The sequence below is a fragment of the Stenotrophomonas sp. YJH_SMC_120 genome, assembly GCF_059368675.1.
On the sequence record NZ_JCAFRY010000001.1, the window covers coordinates 731721 to 747460 of the forward strand.

General features: G+C 67.4%; 17 protein-coding genes. 12 read left to right on the plus strand and 5 right to left on the minus strand.

The annotated features are described in order from the left end of the window. Positions 1-53 precede the first annotated feature (53 nt). Positions 54-2648, minus strand: a complete 2595-nt coding sequence (locus tag AC5P60_RS03655) for a bifunctional aspartate kinase/diaminopimelate decarboxylase (RefSeq protein WP_483693007.1) — start codon at positions 2646-2648, stop codon at positions 54-56. A gap of 75 nt (positions 2649-2723) precedes the next feature. On the opposite strand from AC5P60_RS03655, the gene AC5P60_RS03660 reads away from it, so the two are divergent. Next, positions 2724-3596 carry a PhzF family phenazine biosynthesis protein gene (locus AC5P60_RS03660; protein WP_049430436.1) on the plus strand — a complete coding sequence of 291 codons (873 nt, stop codon included), beginning with the start codon at positions 2724-2726 and terminating at the stop codon, positions 3594-3596. Between the two features lie 131 nt (positions 3597-3727). Further along, on the plus strand, positions 3728-4606 hold the full coding sequence (locus AC5P60_RS03665; protein WP_005408444.1) for a PhzF family phenazine biosynthesis protein: 879 nt from the start codon (positions 3728-3730) through the stop codon (positions 4604-4606). A 158-nt stretch (positions 4607-4764) separates the two neighbouring features. On the opposite strand, the gene AC5P60_RS03670 is transcribed toward AC5P60_RS03665, so the two are convergent. Then, the gene (locus AC5P60_RS03670) at positions 4765-5196 is read right to left on the minus strand and encodes an OsmC family protein (protein WP_005408443.1); all 432 of its coding nucleotides are present in this window, start codon (positions 5194-5196) and stop codon (positions 4765-4767) included. A 372-nt stretch (positions 5197-5568) separates the two neighbouring features. Here AC5P60_RS03670 and AC5P60_RS03675 point away from each other — a divergent pair, with 372 nt between their 5' ends. The 4 genes from AC5P60_RS03675 to AC5P60_RS03690 all read left to right on the plus strand — a co-directional run bounded on the left by AC5P60_RS03675 (position 5569) and on the right by AC5P60_RS03690 (position 7832). Continuing rightward, positions 5569-5967, plus strand: a complete 399-nt coding sequence (locus tag AC5P60_RS03675) for an HU family DNA-binding protein (RefSeq protein ID WP_005408442.1) — start codon at positions 5569-5571, stop codon at positions 5965-5967. A 295-nt stretch (positions 5968-6262) separates the two neighbouring features. Continuing rightward, the gene (locus AC5P60_RS03680; RefSeq protein ID WP_005408441.1) at positions 6263-6571 is read left to right on the plus strand and encodes a DUF3861 family protein; all 309 of its coding nucleotides are present in this window, start codon (positions 6263-6265) and stop codon (positions 6569-6571) included. A gap of 51 nt (positions 6572-6622) precedes the next feature. Further along, complete coding sequence (locus AC5P60_RS03685; RefSeq protein WP_033835571.1) at positions 6623-7153, plus strand: hypothetical protein; 531 nt, start codon at positions 6623-6625, stop codon at positions 7151-7153. Between the two features lie 82 nt (positions 7154-7235). Beyond that, the gene (locus AC5P60_RS03690; RefSeq protein ID WP_049430438.1) at positions 7236-7832 is read left to right on the plus strand and encodes a YceB family lipoprotein; all 597 of its coding nucleotides are present in this window, start codon (positions 7236-7238) and stop codon (positions 7830-7832) included. Between the two features lie 38 nt (positions 7833-7870). On the opposite strand, the gene AC5P60_RS03695 is transcribed toward AC5P60_RS03690, so the two are convergent. Beyond that, the gene (locus tag AC5P60_RS03695; RefSeq protein ID WP_033835569.1) at positions 7871-8413 is read right to left on the minus strand and encodes a type 1 glutamine amidotransferase domain-containing protein; all 543 of its coding nucleotides are present in this window, start codon (positions 8411-8413) and stop codon (positions 7871-7873) included. A gap of 162 nt (positions 8414-8575) precedes the next feature. Continuing rightward, on the minus strand, positions 8576-9043 hold the full coding sequence (locus AC5P60_RS03700; RefSeq protein ID WP_012479369.1) for an SET domain-containing protein: 468 nt from the start codon (positions 9041-9043) through the stop codon (positions 8576-8578). Between the two features lie 208 nt (positions 9044-9251). Between AC5P60_RS03700 and AC5P60_RS03705 the strand changes: the two genes are divergently transcribed. The 6 genes from AC5P60_RS03705 to AC5P60_RS03730 are packed head-to-tail and all read left to right on the plus strand — an operon-like array spanning position 9252 to position 14883. After that, positions 9252-9707 carry an SUF system Fe-S cluster assembly regulator gene (locus AC5P60_RS03705; RefSeq protein WP_005408436.1) on the plus strand — a complete coding sequence of 152 codons (456 nt, stop codon included), beginning with the start codon at positions 9252-9254 and terminating at the stop codon, positions 9705-9707. Between the two features lie 17 nt (positions 9708-9724). Then, entirely contained in the window at positions 9725-11200 is a 1476-nt protein-coding gene (gene sufB / locus AC5P60_RS03710) for a Fe-S cluster assembly protein SufB (protein ID WP_005408435.1), read from the plus strand. Continuing rightward, positions 11197-11601: a hypothetical protein gene (locus AC5P60_RS03715; protein ID WP_049430440.1), complete on the plus strand. Its 405-nt coding sequence runs from the start codon at positions 11197-11199 to the stop codon at positions 11599-11601. Before sufB ends, AC5P60_RS03715 begins: the two co-directional genes overlap by 4 nt. Before the next feature lie 2 nt (positions 11602-11603). Continuing rightward, positions 11604-12368 (plus strand): Fe-S cluster assembly ATPase SufC, encoded by a 765-nt coding sequence (sufC, locus tag AC5P60_RS03720; RefSeq protein WP_033835567.1) that lies wholly within the window; start codon positions 11604-11606, stop codon positions 12366-12368. Further along, a complete protein-coding gene (gene sufD, locus AC5P60_RS03725) occupies positions 12368-13630 on the plus strand; it encodes a Fe-S cluster assembly protein SufD (RefSeq protein WP_033835566.1) in 1263 nt (420 codons plus the stop codon). The genes sufC and sufD overlap by 1 nt, the downstream gene beginning before the upstream one ends. Further along, positions 13627-14883, plus strand: coding sequence for a cysteine desulfurase (locus AC5P60_RS03730; RefSeq protein ID WP_005408431.1), 1257 nt, complete (start codon positions 13627-13629; stop codon positions 14881-14883). The genes sufD and AC5P60_RS03730 overlap by 4 nt, the downstream gene beginning before the upstream one ends. A 15-nt stretch (positions 14884-14898) precedes the next feature. Here AC5P60_RS03730 and AC5P60_RS03735 read toward each other — a convergent pair whose 3' ends face one another. After that, positions 14899-15528 (minus strand): transposase, encoded by a 630-nt coding sequence (locus AC5P60_RS03735; protein ID WP_111118894.1) that lies wholly within the window; start codon positions 15526-15528, stop codon positions 14899-14901. Positions 15529-15740 lie beyond the last annotated feature (212 nt).

Consider the following 15740-nt stretch of genomic DNA (forward strand, 5'->3'; position numbering starts at 1 on the left):
CCGCGCGATGGTGCGCGGCGTGTCGGTGGGCGGGTGCAGGGCGCGCGCGGCGATCATTCGATCACGTCTTCGCGCGGCAGCATCCGCTGGTTGTAGGTGTTGGCCATCGAATAGCCGTAGGCGCCGGCATCGGCGATCAGCATCACGTCGTCCGGCGCGGTCGACACCGGCAGCTTGCGGCGCTTGCCGAACACGTCGCTGGACTCGCAGATCGGGCCGACCACATCGAATGCGGCCTCAGCGTAGCCACCCTGGCGGCTGAGGTTCTCGATGTCGTGCCAGGCGTCGTACAGGGCCGGGCGCATCAATGCACTCATGCCGGCATCCAGGCCGACGCGGCGCACGCCGTCCTTTTCCACCACCTGGGTGGCGTGGGTCAGCAGCACGCCGGATTCGGCTACCAGGTAGCGGCCCGGCTCGATCGCCAGGCGGAACGCCGGATGCAGCGCCTTGACCTCGGCCAGGCCCTCGGCCCAGGCATCCAGGTCGAACGGCTCGTCCTCGGCGGAATACGGAATCGGCAGGCCGCCGCCGATGTCGATGGTCTGCACGCTGCCGATGCGGCGGGCGAAACCGGCCAGCTCATCGCACATCAGGCGCCAGTGCTGCGCGGTCTCCACACCGCTGCCCAGGTGCGCGTGCAGACCGACCACGCGGCTGCCCAGATCAGTGGCCGCGCGCACGAACTCATCGACACGGGCGATCGGCAGGCCGAACTTGGACTCCTTGCCACCGGTACGGACCTTGGCGTGGTGGCCTTCGCCACGGCCCAGGTCGACGCGCAGCCACAGCTCGCGGTTGCGGAACAGGTCTGGCCAGCGCTGCAGTGCTTCCACGTTGTCGACGGTCACGGTCACGCCCAGCGCGAATGCGGCTTCGTACTCGCTGCGCGGGCAGAAGCTGGGGGTGAACAGCACGCGCTTGGGCGACAGTTCCGGCAGGTGCTGGAACACATGCTTCAGTTCGCCATGCGACACGCACTCCAGGCCGAAGCCTTCGGCTTCCAGCAGCTGCAGGATGGCGGGGTGGCTGTTGGCCTTGATCGCGTAGTAGCGCTGGTCGATCGGCTTGATCGCGGCCAGCGCGCGGGCGCGGGCGCGCACGGTCGGCAGGTGGTAGACGTAGCGCGGCGTACCGGCATCGGCCAGCTGCAGCAGGTGCGCACGCTGGCCCCGCCACCACGGCGTGCCACGCGGGCGCACGGTGCCGGCGATCTCGCGCCAGCGCGGGCCGAATACTTCGGTCTCTTCCACCGGCATCGCGCCGCTGTCGATCAGCTCGGCGTGCAGCACCGGCAGCAGGCCATCGGCATCGGCCTCGTCGATGACGAAGGTCAGGTTCAGGTCATTGGACGACTGCGAGATCATGTGCACGCGCTCGCGGCCGAAGGTGGCCCACACGTCCGACAGCTTGTGCAGCAGCGAACGCATGCCACGGCCCACCAGGGTGATCGCCGCACACGGCACGATCACCTTCACCTTGCAGATCTGCGACAGGTCGGCCGACAGCGCGGCCAGCACATCGGTATTGACCAGGTTCTCGGACGGATCCAGCGACACGGTGACGTTGGTTTCAGCCGAACCGATCAGGTCCACCGACAGGCCGTGCTTCTTGAACAGATTGAACACATCGGCCAGGAAGCCGACCTGCTGCCACATGCCGATGCCTTCCATCGACACCAGCACGATGCCGTTGCGGCGGCTGATCGCCTTCACCCCTGGTACCGGCGCGGCGCTGCCATCGATGCTGGTGCCCGGCAGTTCCGGGCGCTCGGTATCGAGGATGGCCATCGGTACGCCGGCATCGCGGCACGGCTTGATCGAGCGCGGGTGCAGCACCTTGGCGCCGGTGGTGGCGATTTCCTGCGCCTCGTAATAGTCCAGGCGGGTCAGCAGGCGCGCGTCCGGCACATCCTTCGGATTGGCGCTGAACATGCCCGGCACATCGGTCCAGATCTCCACCCGGCTGGCACCCAGCAACGCGCCGAAGTACGCCGCCGAGGTATCCGAGCCACCGCGGCCGAGGATGGCGGTACCGCCATCGGCGTGCCGCGAGATGAAGCCCTGGGTGATCAGCAGGCGGGTCGGCTGCGCACGGAAGCGCTGCATCCATTCCGCGTCGGCACGCCACTGGCAGTTCACCGACAGGCGCTGCGACCAGTCGCTCTGGTTCGGCTGCGGCGGCATCGCGTCCAGCCACTGGCGGGCATCCATCCAGCCCATGTCCAGGCCCGACGCGCGCAGGTAGGCCGCACCCAGGGTGGAGGACAGCAGCTCGCCCTGGCCCAGCACTTCGGCCTGCCAGTCGAGCGGACGGGTGGCTGCACGCGTGTCGTCGAGCAGGCCCTGCAGCGCGGCGAGGCGATCGGCCAGCACCTCGCGCCCCAGGCCCAGCTCGGCCAGGAAGCCTTCATGGCGTTCGACCAGCGCCGCCACGCGGTCCCGGCTGTCGGGCGCGCCATCGGCGATCGCGGTCAGTTCGTTGGTGACCCCGGACAGCGCCGACACCACCACCAGCACGCGCGAGCCGGTCTCTTCCGCGCGTTTTTTCGCCAGCTTCCCGATCGTGTCCCAGCGGTGACGACGCGACACCGAGGTGCCGCCGAACTTCAGTACGATCCAACGATCGACAAGGGGGGAAGCTGACATGGATTGGCTATGTAGAATGTGGGGAAGCCGCCCTCGGGGGCGGAACCTTTGATTCTAAGCGCAATATCCCCGTAGATGGCCGTCCTCCGTTACCTGCAGCTCGATGTCTTCGCCCCCCGCCCCGGCACCGGCAACCCGTTGGGCGTCATCCTGGACGCCGACGGGCTCTCCAGCAGCCAGATGCAGGCCCTGGCCGCCTGGCTGAACCTGTCCGAGACGGTGTTCTTCCTGCGCCCCAGCACGCCGGGCGCCGACTACCACATCCGCATCTTCACCCCGACCCGCGAGCTGGCCTTCGCCGGCCACCCCAGCGTCGGCGCCGCCTGGGCGGCGGTGACCTGCGGCCTGGCGCAACCGCACGACGGTGCCCTGCTGCAGCAATGTGCGGCGGGGTTGCTGCCGGTACGGGTGAGCGGCCCGGCTGAGGCACTGCAGATCCAGCTGGCCAGCCCACCGGCGCGGCGACTGGACACAGCGGCCGACGGGGCGCCCGAAGCGCTGCTGCCGCTGGCCGACAGCGGGCACGCGCCCGAACTGTGGGACAACGGCGCACGCTGGTGGCTGTTGCCGCTGCGCGACGCCGCCGCAGTACGCAACCTTGTGCCGGACATGGCCACGCTGGCCGACTGGAGCCTCGCCAGCGACGCGACCGGTGTGGCCGTGTTCGCCGACGAGGCCGGCGACGACCACACCCGGGTGGTGCGCGCCTTCTGCCCGGCTGATGCAGCCGCCGTGCCCGAGGATCCAGTGACCGGCAGCGCCAATGCGCTGATCGGTGCCTGGCTGCGCCAGCGCGATGCCCTGCCCGGCCGCGAGGGCCGCTACGTGGCCAGCCAGGGCCGCGAAGTCGGCCGCGATGGTCGCGTACAGGTCGAGGTTGATGCGCAGGGCACGGTGTGGATCGGCGGCCAGGTGCAGTGCGTGATCGATGGCAGCATCCGCTGGTAGCCCACGGAAGAAAGGGGACGGAGGGAATTAAGTCGCTTATGGCACATGGGGCAAAAGCGACTTAATTCCCTCCGTCCCCTTTTTGGTGCCCCGCGCTACGCTATGCGGCCTGTTTACTGGAGTGCCACCTGATGACCACCCGCCGTTTCCTGCAGCTGGACGTGTTCTCCCCGCGCGCCGGCGCTGGCAATCCGCTGGCCGTGGTACTCGATGCCGAGGGCCTGGACGACGCCAGCATGCAGGCCATCGCGCGCTGGACGCGCCTGCCCGAAACCACCTTCGTGTTCCCGCCACAGGTGCCGGGCGCCAGCTATCGATTGCGCATGTTCAGCCCGCAGAAGGAAGTACCGTTCGCCGGCCACCCCAGCGTCGGTACCGCGCACGCGGTGCTGCAGGCGGGCCTGGCCGCAGCGGTCGACGGCGTGCTGGTGCAGGACGGCATTGCCGGCGCGCTGCCGCTGCGCGTCAGCGGTGAGGGTACGCAGCAGCGCATCGCCATCCGCACCCCGCGCGCGCAGCTGGCCGAGACTGCCGAGGCGACCGATCCTCGCCTGCAGGCCGCGCTGAAGGACTGGCCGCTGGGCACACTGCCGCCGGCACGCATGCAGGGCGGCCGCAGCTGGTGGGTGGTGCAGGTGGCCGACGAGGCCGCATTGCGCGCGCTGCAGCCAGACTGGGATGCAGTGGCCGCACTGGCTGAATCCACCGACAGCATGGGCGTGTTCGCCTATGCCTTCAGCGATGGCAGCGAGGGTTTCGACCTGGCCGTACGTGCCTTCGTCGGCAATGGACGCCGCTTCGAGGACGCCGCCTCGGGTGCGGCCAATGCGGTGCTGGCCGCGTGGCTGGACCTGCGTGACGCGCTGCCGCGTGGACGGACGCCGTTTGAAGTCAGCCAGGGCCGCGAAGTCGGCCATGACGCGCGCCTGACCCTGCTGGTCGACCAGGACGGCGAGGTCTGGTCGGGCGGCCAGGTGCAGACGGTGATCAGCGGCACCATTGATTGGTAAACACCATCGAGGTGGAGCCGAAGGCAGCGGCAGGAGCCGCTGCCAACGTCGGACGCGACGGCCCGGAGGGTGGCGGCCAGGAAGGCCGCCATAACGCTGGCCGGCTGTTACCTGGACCTCGACATCATGAGGTTGCCGGCCAGCGGCCGGCACTACCCTCAGCCCAGCTCGGCTTCCAGGCTGATCGGCACCGCGCTCAGCGCCTTGGACACCGGGCAGTTCTGCTTGGCGTCATCGGCAATCGCACGGAACTGCGTCGCGTCGATACCCGGCACCACTGCCTTCACCTTCAGCCGGATCTGCGACAGCTGCGGGCCGCCCTCCAATGACAGATCGACCTTGGCTTCGGTGTCCAGCGAGGTCGGGGTAAAGCCGGCTTCGCCGAGCTTGGCCGACAGCGCCATGGTGAAGCAACCGGCGTGCGCAGCAGCGATGAGCTCTTCCGGATTGGTGCCCTTTTCGTCGCCGAAACGGCTGTTGAAGCCGTAGCGTGTCTTGTCCAGCAGCCCGCTCTGCGGCGTGCTCAGCTGCCCCTTGCCCGACTTCAGATCGCCTTCCCAGTGCGCGGTGGCGTGTCGCGAGATTCCCATGTGCTGCTCCTGCGTGACGGTGATGAACGGTTACCCTCGCACGGCAGGCGTTAGCCCTGCGTCGCTCCGCCGCACGCCGCAGGTCGCCTTCCGAACCCGGCGCGTGGACACTTCCTCGCCAACCGGAAACGCATTTTTCTCTTGTTTTCAGTGGTTTCGCGCATTCCGCCGATGGGCGCGCGTGGGCCGTCGCGCGCGCTGCCACACCCCCGTCCCCCACGGCGCGCCATGTACTGAATCGGCCTGGATATGAAAAAACATGCACTTTCCGCGCTTCGGGCTATTGGCGGCGCCCAAGAGTTGCCCTACATTGCGCTTGCCGACGGGGTTCGGCGCCGACCAAACAACCAACCGTTCACGGAACAGGAAACCATGGCAAAGACCGCTAAGAAGGCTGCCCCGAAGAAGGCAGTGAAGAAAGTCGCGACGAAGGCAGCCGCCAAGCCGGCCGCTCCGAAGCCGATCAAGGAAGTGCTGACCAAGTCCGGCCTGGTTGCACACATCGCTGAAGCCTCCGGCGTCGTCGCCAAGGACGTCCGCGCTGTGCTGGCCTCGCTGGAAAGCGCCGTTGCCTCCTCGGTGCACAAGAAGGGCGCTGGCTCCTTCACCCTGCCGGGCCTGCTGAAGATCACCACCGTCAATGTGCCGGCCAAGCCGAAGCGCAAGGGCATCAACCCGTTCACCAAGGAAGAGCAGTGGTTCGCTGCCAAGCCGGCCACCACCAAGCTGAAGGTGCGTCCGCTGAAGAAGCTGAAGGACGCCGCGCTGTAAGCGCGCGCCCCAACGCGGATTCCGACGGGACGGCTCTGGCCGTCCCGTTTTCTTTTGCACGTTCCCGGCAGCAGGTCCACGCCACGCGTGGATGCGCTGCCCCGGGGCATCCGCAACACAGCGTTGCCGCATACTGGAAAATCCGCGTTCAAGCCCGTCGCCATTAGCCAGGCGCGGCCTGGGCAGGCCCTGGAACGTACCGGGTGGAACACTGCGTGCAGCCCCGGCCATCGCCGCCGGGCACGGCCTTGCCTAAGGTGGGCACATCCTCCACAGCTACGGCGAGCATCCCCTCATGGCCAGCCCCTCCACCCGCTACCGGATCTCGGTGACCCCCATCGAAAAGGACGGGTTGCAGTGCACCGGGCGCTGCACCATCGAACTGGAACATCGCGCAAGCCGCGACCTGATGCGCCTGCTGGAAGCGGCGCCCCGCACCGCTGGCATCAGCGGTGACGAACGCGCGACCCTGGTGATCGCCACCCAGCTGCTGCGCGACATCGTGCAGCGCCACGCAGAGACCGATGGACATGCGTTGGCCGCCATCGCCGGGCAGGTGCTGCCGGCACTGGATGCGCTGGAACAGTTGCCCTCCTCCCGCTGATTCCCGCGCAGCCGATACACTGTCTCCCCCACATCGCCTCGGGGAGGAGGCATGCGCAGGACGCTTTTCCTGATCGCGCCCCTGGCGCTGCTCGGCTGCTCCAGGCCTGCGGCAGCGCCTGATGTTGCGCCAGCGCCAGCTGTCGCCAGCGCCGGAACGCAGGGCATCGCCGGCACCGAAGCGGCGCCCCTGCAGACACCGGCGATCGATCCGCTGTTCGCTGCGGTCGCCGCCGACGCCCAACCACCATCGGTGATGCTCAACCGCTACGTGATCGCGCTGCTCAACCGCAACCGTAGCGCCAGCGACGCGGCATGGGCGATTCCACCAGCCGATCCTCACCGCGCAGATGACGCTGCCATACGCCAGCTGCAGGGCGTGCGTACGCTGCGGCTGGACAGCGAGCCCCCGGTGGCGCGCGACGGCCAGCATCCTCCCCAGCTGCTGGAGGTGCCGGTGCGGATCCGCGCGGTCACCACGCAAGGCACCTTCCGCTTCGGCGGCTGGTACCGCGTGCAGCCCAGTGCTGATGGCCGCGGCTGGCAGATCCAGTCGGCGCAACTGCGGCCAACGCTGGACTGAACCGTTGCAGCGGCATGCACGCGCGATTCAGCCGCCCCGGCTACTCTTTCCTCCATCCTTTCCCAGTCCAGCGGTCACCGCCATGCGCCTGCGTTCCCTGATGACCCGCGTCGCCGCCTCCACCGTGCTGATCGCCGCCGCGATCGGCGCGCAGGCCGCCCCATCCATTTCCGGCCGCGAACTGTCGGTCGGCGCCAGCGATGTGCAGCAGTATCTCGATGGCAGCTTCCCGCGCACCCAGGACGCGCTGGGCGGACTCATCGCCCTCACCATGAGCCACCCCCAGCTGAGCCTCCCGGCCGGCGAGCGCTTGAACCTTGGCATGGACGTGGCACTGGCCACTGCCGGTGGCAATCCGGCCAAACTGGGTACGGTGAAGCTCAGCAGCGGCCTGCGCTACGACGCGCAGACCCAGGGATTCCACCTGCAGCAGCCGAGCGTGGATGACTTCACACCGGCCAACCAGGGCGGTCGTCTCGACTCCCGTACCCGTGGCCTGCTAAACGCCTGGCTGAGCGACTACGCCCAGCGGGAGCCGATCTACAAGCTGGACCCGGCCGTGGCCGGCGTGCTTGGCGCGCTGCAGGTGCAATCGGCACAGGTGAAGAACGGCAAGCTGGTGGTCACCTTCAACCAGAACCTGGGCAACCTGGTGCCGGCAGGCGTGCTGGGCAAGTAAGGTAGTGCCGGCCAGCGGCCGGCACTACCGGCAGCGCATCAGGCGGCGAGTGCCTTGACCACCGCCTCACTGAAGGCTGGGATGTCGTCCGGCTTGCGGCTGGTGATCACGTTGCCGTCGACCACGACCTCGGCATCGCGCCAGTTCGCCCCCGCATTGGTCAGATCCTGCTGCAGGGACGGCCAGGACGTCAGCTCGCGGCCATCGGCGAGGCCACTGTTGATCAGCAGCCACGGGCCATGGCAGATCGCCGCCACAGGCTTGCCGGCTTCGTCTACTGCGCGGACGAAGCCGAGTACAGCCTCGTCGGTACGCAGCGTGTCCGGATTGATGACGCCTCCCGGCAGCACCAGGGCATCGAAGCTGGCCGGATCGGCCTCATCCAGCGGAATATCCACTGCAACGGCGTCGCCCCAGTCCTTCTCTTTCCAGCCCTTGATCGTCGCCTCCTTTGCAGGCGACACGACGCTGACGCGCGCGCCTTCGGCTTCCAGCAGACGCTTGGGTTCGGTCAGTTCGGACTGTTCAAAGCCGTGGGTGGCAAGGATGGCAATCTGCTTGCCCTTCAATCGTTCTGCCATGGGTGCACTCCGGTTGGGGGTGCCGACAGAATGGAAGAACGGCCCTTGCACGGCGGTGACCCTGCCGTGCACGGCAGGTGGAGAGCCTCCGGGTGGTGCCGGCCGCTGGCCGGCACCTGGATTGCGCCTTGCCGGCCAGCGGTCGGCACTACCCGGTACCAGTCAGCGCTTGGGCTGCAGCATGGTGCCGGTGCACTTGGGCGAGCCGCAGCGGCACTCCCAGATCTTCTTCAGCTTGGCGGTGTGACGCTCGGCCAGGGTGATGCCGTAGTTGTAGGTCAGCTCTTCGCCGGCCTTGATGTCACGCAGCGCCTCGATGAACACCTTGTCGCCACGGCTGTCACCGTCCTCGTCTTCCTCGATCACCGCCTCGCAGTTCGGATCGCAGCTGTGGTTGATCCAGCGCGCATCGTTGCCCTTGTAGTTGGCATCGATCACCCAGTCATCGTTGAGGGTGAACAGGAAGGTATGGCCGCTTTCGACGTCGCCGCTGTCATCGGCATCAACGTCGCCGTGGCTGCGCAGCAGGCCCTTGTACTGGATCACGCGCTCGCCCTGCTTGATCGGGGCCACGGCGAACACGCCGTTGCCATGGATGGCGGACTTGCGGGCTTGGATCTTCTTCGGCATCGGCACGGGCTGTTTGCAGCGGATGGAACCGGGATTCTCGCCCATTCCGGGTGATTGCGAAAATCACCCCGTTGGCGCAGCATGGCGCCCCGGCGGTGGCCCCGGTGCGTCGTCCCGGTCCCTCCCAGCGCCGGCTGAATGCCCGGGTTGGATGCCGGCGAATAAAAGCGTACAATTTCAGTCCGCTTTAAGAACCGCTCGCATTCCCATGTTGCGTGTCACCAAGCTCACCGATTACGCCACCGTGGTGCTGACCGTGCTTGCCGCCCGTCCGGGCGAGGTGCTCAGTGCCACTGAGCTGGCCGAATTCACCGGCCTGGAGCCGCCCACCGTCAGCAAGGTGCTCAAGCCGCTGGCGCAGGCCGGCCTGGTCGAAGGCCTGCGCGGTGTCCGTGGCGGCTACCGCCTGACCCGCCCGGCCATCGAGATCTCGCTGTTCGAAGTGGTCGAAGCGATGGAAGGGCCATTGGCCCTGACCGAATGCAGCCACGACCACCACCAGTGCGGCATGGCGCCCAAGTGCGGCGCGCGCAGCAGCTGGCGGCTGATCAACGACGTGGTCTCCGAGGCCCTGCGCGATGTCACCCTCGCCCAGATCCTGCCCCCTCTTCCCCTTGCCGATGACGAACAGCGCCGCACCATCGCTGTCGACGTCGTCTCCTGATCCACAGGCAGCCCCCCATGGCCACCGAAACCATCGAAAACGTCGCCCACGACGACACCCCCAACCGCGAGATCCACGAGCAGCTCGGCCGCAAGTATTCGGCCGGCTTCATCACCGAGATCGAATCGGACTCCCTGCCGCCGGGCCTGGACGAGGACACCATCCGTGCCCTGTCGGCCAAGAAGGACGAGCCGGAGTGGATGACGCAGTGGCGCCTGGACGCCTACCGCCACTTCCTGACCATGCCGATGCCGGACTGGGCCAAGCTGGAGATCGCGCCGATCGACCTGCAGGCGCTCAGCTACTACTCCGCGCCGAAGGGCCCGAAGTACGCCTCGCTGGATGACGTGCCCAAGGAGCTGCTGGACACCTACGACAAGCTGGGCGTGCCGCTGCACGAGCGTGCCAAGCTGGCAGGCGTGGCGGTGGACGCGGTGTTCGACTCGGTGTCCGTCGGTACCACGTTCCGCAAGGAACTGGCCGAGAAGGGCATCATCTTCTGCTCGATGTCCGAGGCCATCAAGGAACATCCGGAACTGGTCCGCCAGTACCTGGGCACCGTGGTGCCGGTAGGCGACAACTACTTCGCCGCGCTCAATTCGGCGGTGTTCTCCGATGGCAGCTTCGTGTTCATTCCCAAGGGCGTGCGTTGCCCGATGGAACTGAGCACCTACTTCCGCATCAATGCCGGCCACACCGGCCAGTTCGAGCGCACCCTGATCGTGTGCGAGGACAAGGCCTACGTGTCCTACCTGGAAGGCTGCACCGCGCCGATGCGCGACGAGAACCAGCTGCACGCGGCGGTGGTCGAGCTGGTCGCGCTGGAAGACGCGGAGATCAAGTACTCCACCGTGCAGAACTGGTACCCGGGCGACGAGAACGGCGTCGGCGGCATCTACAACTTCGTCACCAAGCGTGCCGAATGCCGTGGCGCGCGCAGCAAGGTCACCTGGACCCAGGTCGAAACCGGTTCGGCGATCACCTGGAAGTACCCGTCCTGCGTGCTGCTCGGCGACGACTCGGTCGGTGAGTTCCACTCCGTGGCGCTGACCCATCACCGCCAGCAGGCGGACACCGGCACCAAGATGATCCACGTCGGCAAGCGCACCAAGAGCAAGATCGTCAGCAAGGGCATCAGTGCCGGCCGTGGCCAGAACACTTACCGCGGCCTGGTGCGGGTGGACCGCAACGCCGATGGCGCGCGCAACTACACCCAGTGCGATTCGCTGCTGATCGGCAAGCAGTGCGGCGCGCACACCTTCCCCTACATCGAGGTGAAGAACCCGGGCGCCACCGTCGAACACGAGGCGACCACCTCGAAGATTTCCGACGACCAGCTGTTCTACTGCCGCGCCCGTGGCATCAGCCAGGAAGACGCGGTGTCGATGATCGTCGACGGCTTCTGCAAGCAGGTGTTCCGCGAACTGCCGATGGAGTTCGCGGTGGAGGCCAAGAAGCTGCTGGAAGTCTCGCTGGAAGGAAGCGTCGGATGATGCGTACGTCTTTGCCCGCACTGTTGCTGCTGGGCCTTTCGCCCTGGGCCCTGGCCAACGCGTCCTGCACCCCCGAAGAACTGGTGGGTGCCACCCCGGTCAAATTGCCCGCCAGCACGGTCATCTCCGCGCCGAAAGAATTCTCGATACTGCTGACAACGCGGCAGGACGGCAGCTTCGGCGCGATCCGGGCTCGCCTGAGCTCGGGCAACCGTGAGCTGGATCGCGCCGCTGCCGAATCCATCCGACAGGCCTCCCTCGCAGTCTCCTGCCTGCAAGAACCCGGTGAAGAGATCATCGTGGTTTTCTCCGCCCTCCCCGCTCAACCTGGGCAGCCCGGCAACGGCACGGTGCAGATCGTCCGCATCGACCCCGCAGCCCCGAAACCTACCAAGCCATGACCATGCTGAAGATCGAAAACCTCCACGCCCGCATCGGCGACAAGGAAATCCTCAAGGGCCTGTCGCTGGATGTTAAGCCCGGCCAGGTGCACGCCATCATGGGCCCGAACGGCGCCGGCAAGTCCACCCTGGGCAATGTCCTGGCAGGCCGCGACGGCTATGAAGTGACCGAAGGCAGCGTGCAGTTCGAAGGCAGCGACCTGCTCGACCAGGACCCGGAAGCGCGCGCCGCCGCCGGCCTGTTCCTGGCGTTCCAGTACCCGGTGGAAATCCCGGGTGTGAACAACACCTACTTCCTGCGCGCCGCGCTGAACGCGCAGCGCAAGGCGCGTGGCGAGGACGAACTGGACTCCATGCAGTTCCTCAAGCTGGTGCGCCAGAAGCTGGCCGTGCTGCACCTGAAGGACGAGCTGCTGCACCGTGGCGTCAACGAAGGCTTCTCCGGTGGCGAAAAGAAGCGCAACGAGATCTTCCAGCTGGCCGTGCTCGAGCCGAAGCTGGCGATCCTGGACGAAACCGATTCGGGCCTGGACATCGACGCGCTGAAGAGCGTCGCCGACGGCGTCAACGCGCTGCGCGGCGCCGACCGCTCGTTCCTGGTCATCACCCACTACCAGCGACTGCTCGACTACATCAAGCCGGACGTGGTGCACGTGCTGGCCGATGGCCGCATCGTCAAGAGTGGCGGCCCGGAACTGGCGCTGGAACTGGAAGCGCACGGCTACGATTTCCTCAAGGATCGCGTGGTGCGCGAGGCGGCGGTCTGATGAGCGCCCTGCTCGACTCCATGGCCCAGGCCTTCTGCGGCAGCGACGCGCGCCGCGAAGTGCTGGACGCGGCCCTGCGTGACGGCCTGCCAGCCGCGCGCAACGAAGCCTGGAAGTACACCTCGCTGCGCCAGCTGGAACGCCGTGCGTTCGCGGCTGCACCACTGCAGGGCCCGGCGCTGGACGCCGCGCTGCTGGACGACATCCCGGCACCGCGCCTGGTGTTCGTCAACGGCCGCCTGGATGCCGCGCTGAGCGACGTGCAGAGCCTGCCGGCCGGCGTGCAGCTGCAGCCGCTGTCGGCCGCACTGGCCTCCGGCGAAGACGCCGTGCGTTTCCTTGGCCGCCGCTACGAGCGCAGCGAAGAGATCTTCGCCCGCCTGAATGCCGCGCTGGCCGATGAAGGCGTGGTGCTGCGCGTGGACGAAGGCGTGCAGGTCGAAGCGCCGCTGCAGCTGGTGTTCGCCAGCGTCGCCGGCGATACCGACCTGGCCTGGCACCACCGCCACCTGATCGAACTGCGTGCCGGCGCCAGCCTGGGCGTGGTCGAGCACCGCCTCAGCGTCGGCGATTCGGCCCACCTGGACAACACCGTGCTGCACGCCCATGTCGCCCGCGATGGCGTGCTCAAGCACGCCCGCGTGCAGGCCGGCAGCGCGCGCCAGACCAGCTTCCTGCGTACCGACGCGGTGCTGGCCCGCGACGCGCAGTACCACCGCGTCGATCTGGAACTGGGCGCCGCGCTCAGCCGCCATGAACTGAACGTGCGCCTGGAAGGCGACAATGCCCAGCTGACCGCCAACGGCGTGCTGCTCGGCAATGGCCGCCGCCACGTCGAAACCCGCCTGGGCATCGACCACATCGCACGCGATACGAGTTGCGAGCTGCTGTGGCGTGGCGTTGCCGCCAACCGCAGCCGCGTGGTGTTCCATGGTGGCATCCAGATCCGCGAAGGCGCCGACGGCACCGATGCGAACCTGTCCAACAAGAACCTGCTGCTGTCGGCCGACGCCGAGATCGATACCCAGCCGACGCTGGTCATCGACGCCGATGAAGTGAAGGCCGCGCATGGTGCCACTGTCGGCCAGCTCGATGCCAACGCGCTGTTCTACCTGCGCTCGCGCGGCCTGCCGCAGGCACAGGCGCAGGCACTGCTGAGCGCCGCGTTCTGCCACGAGCCGCTGAAGATCCTGCCGGAAGCCCTGCGCGAGCAGCTGGCACGCCGTTTGGACAAGGCCCTGGCCGAGGCGGGTGTGGCATGAACCTGTCCACCCCGCGCCCGATCGAAGAACGCACCGGCGCGCCTGATTGGGATCGCGTCCGCCTCGACTTTCCGCTGCTGATGCGTGAAGTGCACGGCAAGCCGCTGGTCTATTTCGACAATGCCAACACCGGCCAGAAGCCGGTGCAGGTGATCGGCGCGGTGGACGAGTTCTACCGCCGCTACAACGCCAATGTCAGCCGCGCGGTGCACGCGCTCGGCAGCGAAGCCACCGACGCCTACGAAGGCGCGCGCAACAAGCTGGCACGCTTCCTCAACGTGCGCCCCAGCGACCTGGTGCTGTGCAGCGGCACTACCTTCGCCATCAACCTGGTGGCGTATTCGTGGGCCCTGCCGCGATTGAAGGCCGGCGACGTGATCCTGATCACGCGCATGGAACACCACGCCAACATCGTGCCGTGGCAGCTGGTCGCACAGCGTACCGGCGCCACCATCCGCGTGGCCGAGATCACGCCTGACGGCGCACTCGATCTGGATGCGCTGCGCGCGGCAATGACCCCGGAGGTCAAGCTGCTGGCGGTCACCCACGTGTCCAACGTGCTGGGCACGGTCAACCCGGTGCGCGAGATCTGCCGTGAAGCGCGCAAGCGCGGCATCATCACCGTGGTTGATGGCTCGCAGGCCGTGCCGCACCGCAAGGTCGACGTGGCCGCGATCGGCTGTGACTTCTACGCCATCACCGGCCACAAAATGTGTGGTCCGACCGGCACCGGTGCGCTGTGGGCGCGCCGCGAGCACCTGGATGCGATGCCGCCGTTCCTTGGCGGCGGCGAGATGATCAAGGAAGTCAGCTTCGACGGCACCGTGTTCAACGATGCCCCGCACAAGTTCGAAGCCGGCACCCCGAACATCGCCGGCTTCATCGGCCTGGGCGTGGCCGCCGACTACCTGCAGCAGCTTGGCCAGGAGAACGTGGAAGCACGCGAGGCTGAACTGCTGGCGCATTTCACCGAAGAGCTGCGCCGCGTCGACGGTCTGCGCATCATCGGCGAAGCACCGGAGAAGGCCGCCGTGGTCTCGTTCCTGATCGACGGCGCACATGCCCACGACCTGGCAACCCTGCTCGACCTGGAAGGCGTGGCCGTGCGGTCAGGCCAGCACTGCGCGCACCCGCTGCTGCAGTACTTCGGCGTCGCGGCAACCTGCCGTGCCTCGCTGGCGTTCTACAACACCCACGCCGAGATCGAGCGCTTCATGACCGCGCTGACCAAGGTGCGCAAGCTGCTGGGCTGAGCCGGCACACCGGGGTCAGGTCCCTTTCGCGACGCGAAAGGGATCTGACCCCACCAGCATTCCCGACAGCCGCCGTTGCGACTGCAATGCCCGCCGGATCGCCAGCAGATCCCCCGCCGGAATGCCCGCCTCGATGAACTCCACATAGCGCCTGCGCCGTTCATCCGCATCAGAACCCATCAGCTCGAATGCCGAATGCGGCTCGAGCAGCGCATTGGGCCTGCCACGCGCATTGGCGCGATAGCTGGACCAACGATAGTCGCCGGGATGCGCCACCTTCCCCGCCCGAACCGGGTTGAGCTCTATGTAGCGCTGGCAGGCCAGCAGATAGCGATCCGAATCCACCACCGTGGAGTGGAAGCGCCCCTCCCATAACGTGCCGGTGCGGCCCTGCCGATCATTCACCCGACGTACGTAGGCCCGGCTCACGGCCTGCATCATCGTTGACAGCCCGCCGCAGACATCAGGCGTTGCCAGAAGATGGACGTGGTTGCCCATCAACACATAGGCGTGAACCCGGCAATGCTGCTGGTGCGCGTGATGACACAGCAGGCGAAGGCAGGCGGCGCGGTCGCCATCGGTGAAGAACACGGGCTGGCGATTGTTGCCGCGCTGGACGACATGTTTGCGGGTATCCGGGTGCATCGACCCGTCGTGGCCTCGGCATGGCCTGCTCCTGGTAACAGGGGGTCAGAGCCCTTCGCTGCGCAAAGGGATCCGACCCCGAGCATCTGCCGATTCCGCGCCCGTGCCAGTCGGTCCATGGCCTGCCGTTGGGTCAGTAGACGCCGGGGGCAGAGCTCCTCCGCGTTGCGAAAGGGATCTGCCCCCTCCCCCCATTTGCGCCCGCCCACGCC

Coding starts and splice junctions, on each gene's coding strand:
- AC5P60_RS03660 (WP_049430436.1), top strand. CDS start 2,724: ATGGCCGTCCTCCGTTACCTGCAGCTCGATGTCTTCGCCCCCCGCCCC.
- AC5P60_RS03675 (WP_005408442.1), top strand. CDS start 5,569: ATGGCAAAGACCGCTAAGAAGGCTGCCCCGAAGAAGGCAGTGAAGAAA.
- AC5P60_RS03655 (WP_483693007.1), bottom strand. CDS start 2,648: ATGTCAGCTTCCCCCCTTGTCGATCGTTGGATCGTACTGAAGTTCGGC.
- AC5P60_RS03735 (WP_111118894.1), bottom strand. CDS start 15,528: ATGCACCCGGATACCCGCAAACATGTCGTCCAGCGCGGCAACAATCGC.
- AC5P60_RS03730 (WP_005408431.1), top strand. CDS start 13,627: ATGAACCTGTCCACCCCGCGCCCGATCGAAGAACGCACCGGCGCGCCT.
- AC5P60_RS03715 (WP_049430440.1), top strand. CDS start 11,197: ATGATGCGTACGTCTTTGCCCGCACTGTTGCTGCTGGGCCTTTCGCCC.
- AC5P60_RS03695 (WP_033835569.1), bottom strand. CDS start 8,413: ATGGCAGAACGATTGAAGGGCAAGCAGATTGCCATCCTTGCCACCCAC.
- AC5P60_RS03665 (WP_005408444.1), top strand. CDS start 3,728: ATGACCACCCGCCGTTTCCTGCAGCTGGACGTGTTCTCCCCGCGCGCC.
- AC5P60_RS03680 (WP_005408441.1), top strand. CDS start 6,263: ATGGCCAGCCCCTCCACCCGCTACCGGATCTCGGTGACCCCCATCGAA.
- AC5P60_RS03690 (WP_049430438.1), top strand. CDS start 7,236: ATGCGCCTGCGTTCCCTGATGACCCGCGTCGCCGCCTCCACCGTGCTG.
- sufB (WP_005408435.1), top strand. CDS start 9,725: ATGGCCACCGAAACCATCGAAAACGTCGCCCACGACGACACCCCCAAC.
- AC5P60_RS03670 (WP_005408443.1), bottom strand. CDS start 5,196: ATGGGAATCTCGCGACACGCCACCGCGCACTGGGAAGGCGATCTGAAG.
- sufD (WP_033835566.1), top strand. CDS start 12,368: ATGAGCGCCCTGCTCGACTCCATGGCCCAGGCCTTCTGCGGCAGCGAC.
- AC5P60_RS03685 (WP_033835571.1), top strand. CDS start 6,623: ATGCGCAGGACGCTTTTCCTGATCGCGCCCCTGGCGCTGCTCGGCTGC.
- AC5P60_RS03705 (WP_005408436.1), top strand. CDS start 9,252: ATGTTGCGTGTCACCAAGCTCACCGATTACGCCACCGTGGTGCTGACC.
- AC5P60_RS03700 (WP_012479369.1), bottom strand. CDS start 9,043: ATGCCGAAGAAGATCCAAGCCCGCAAGTCCGCCATCCATGGCAACGGC.
- sufC (WP_033835567.1), top strand. CDS start 11,604: ATGCTGAAGATCGAAAACCTCCACGCCCGCATCGGCGACAAGGAAATC.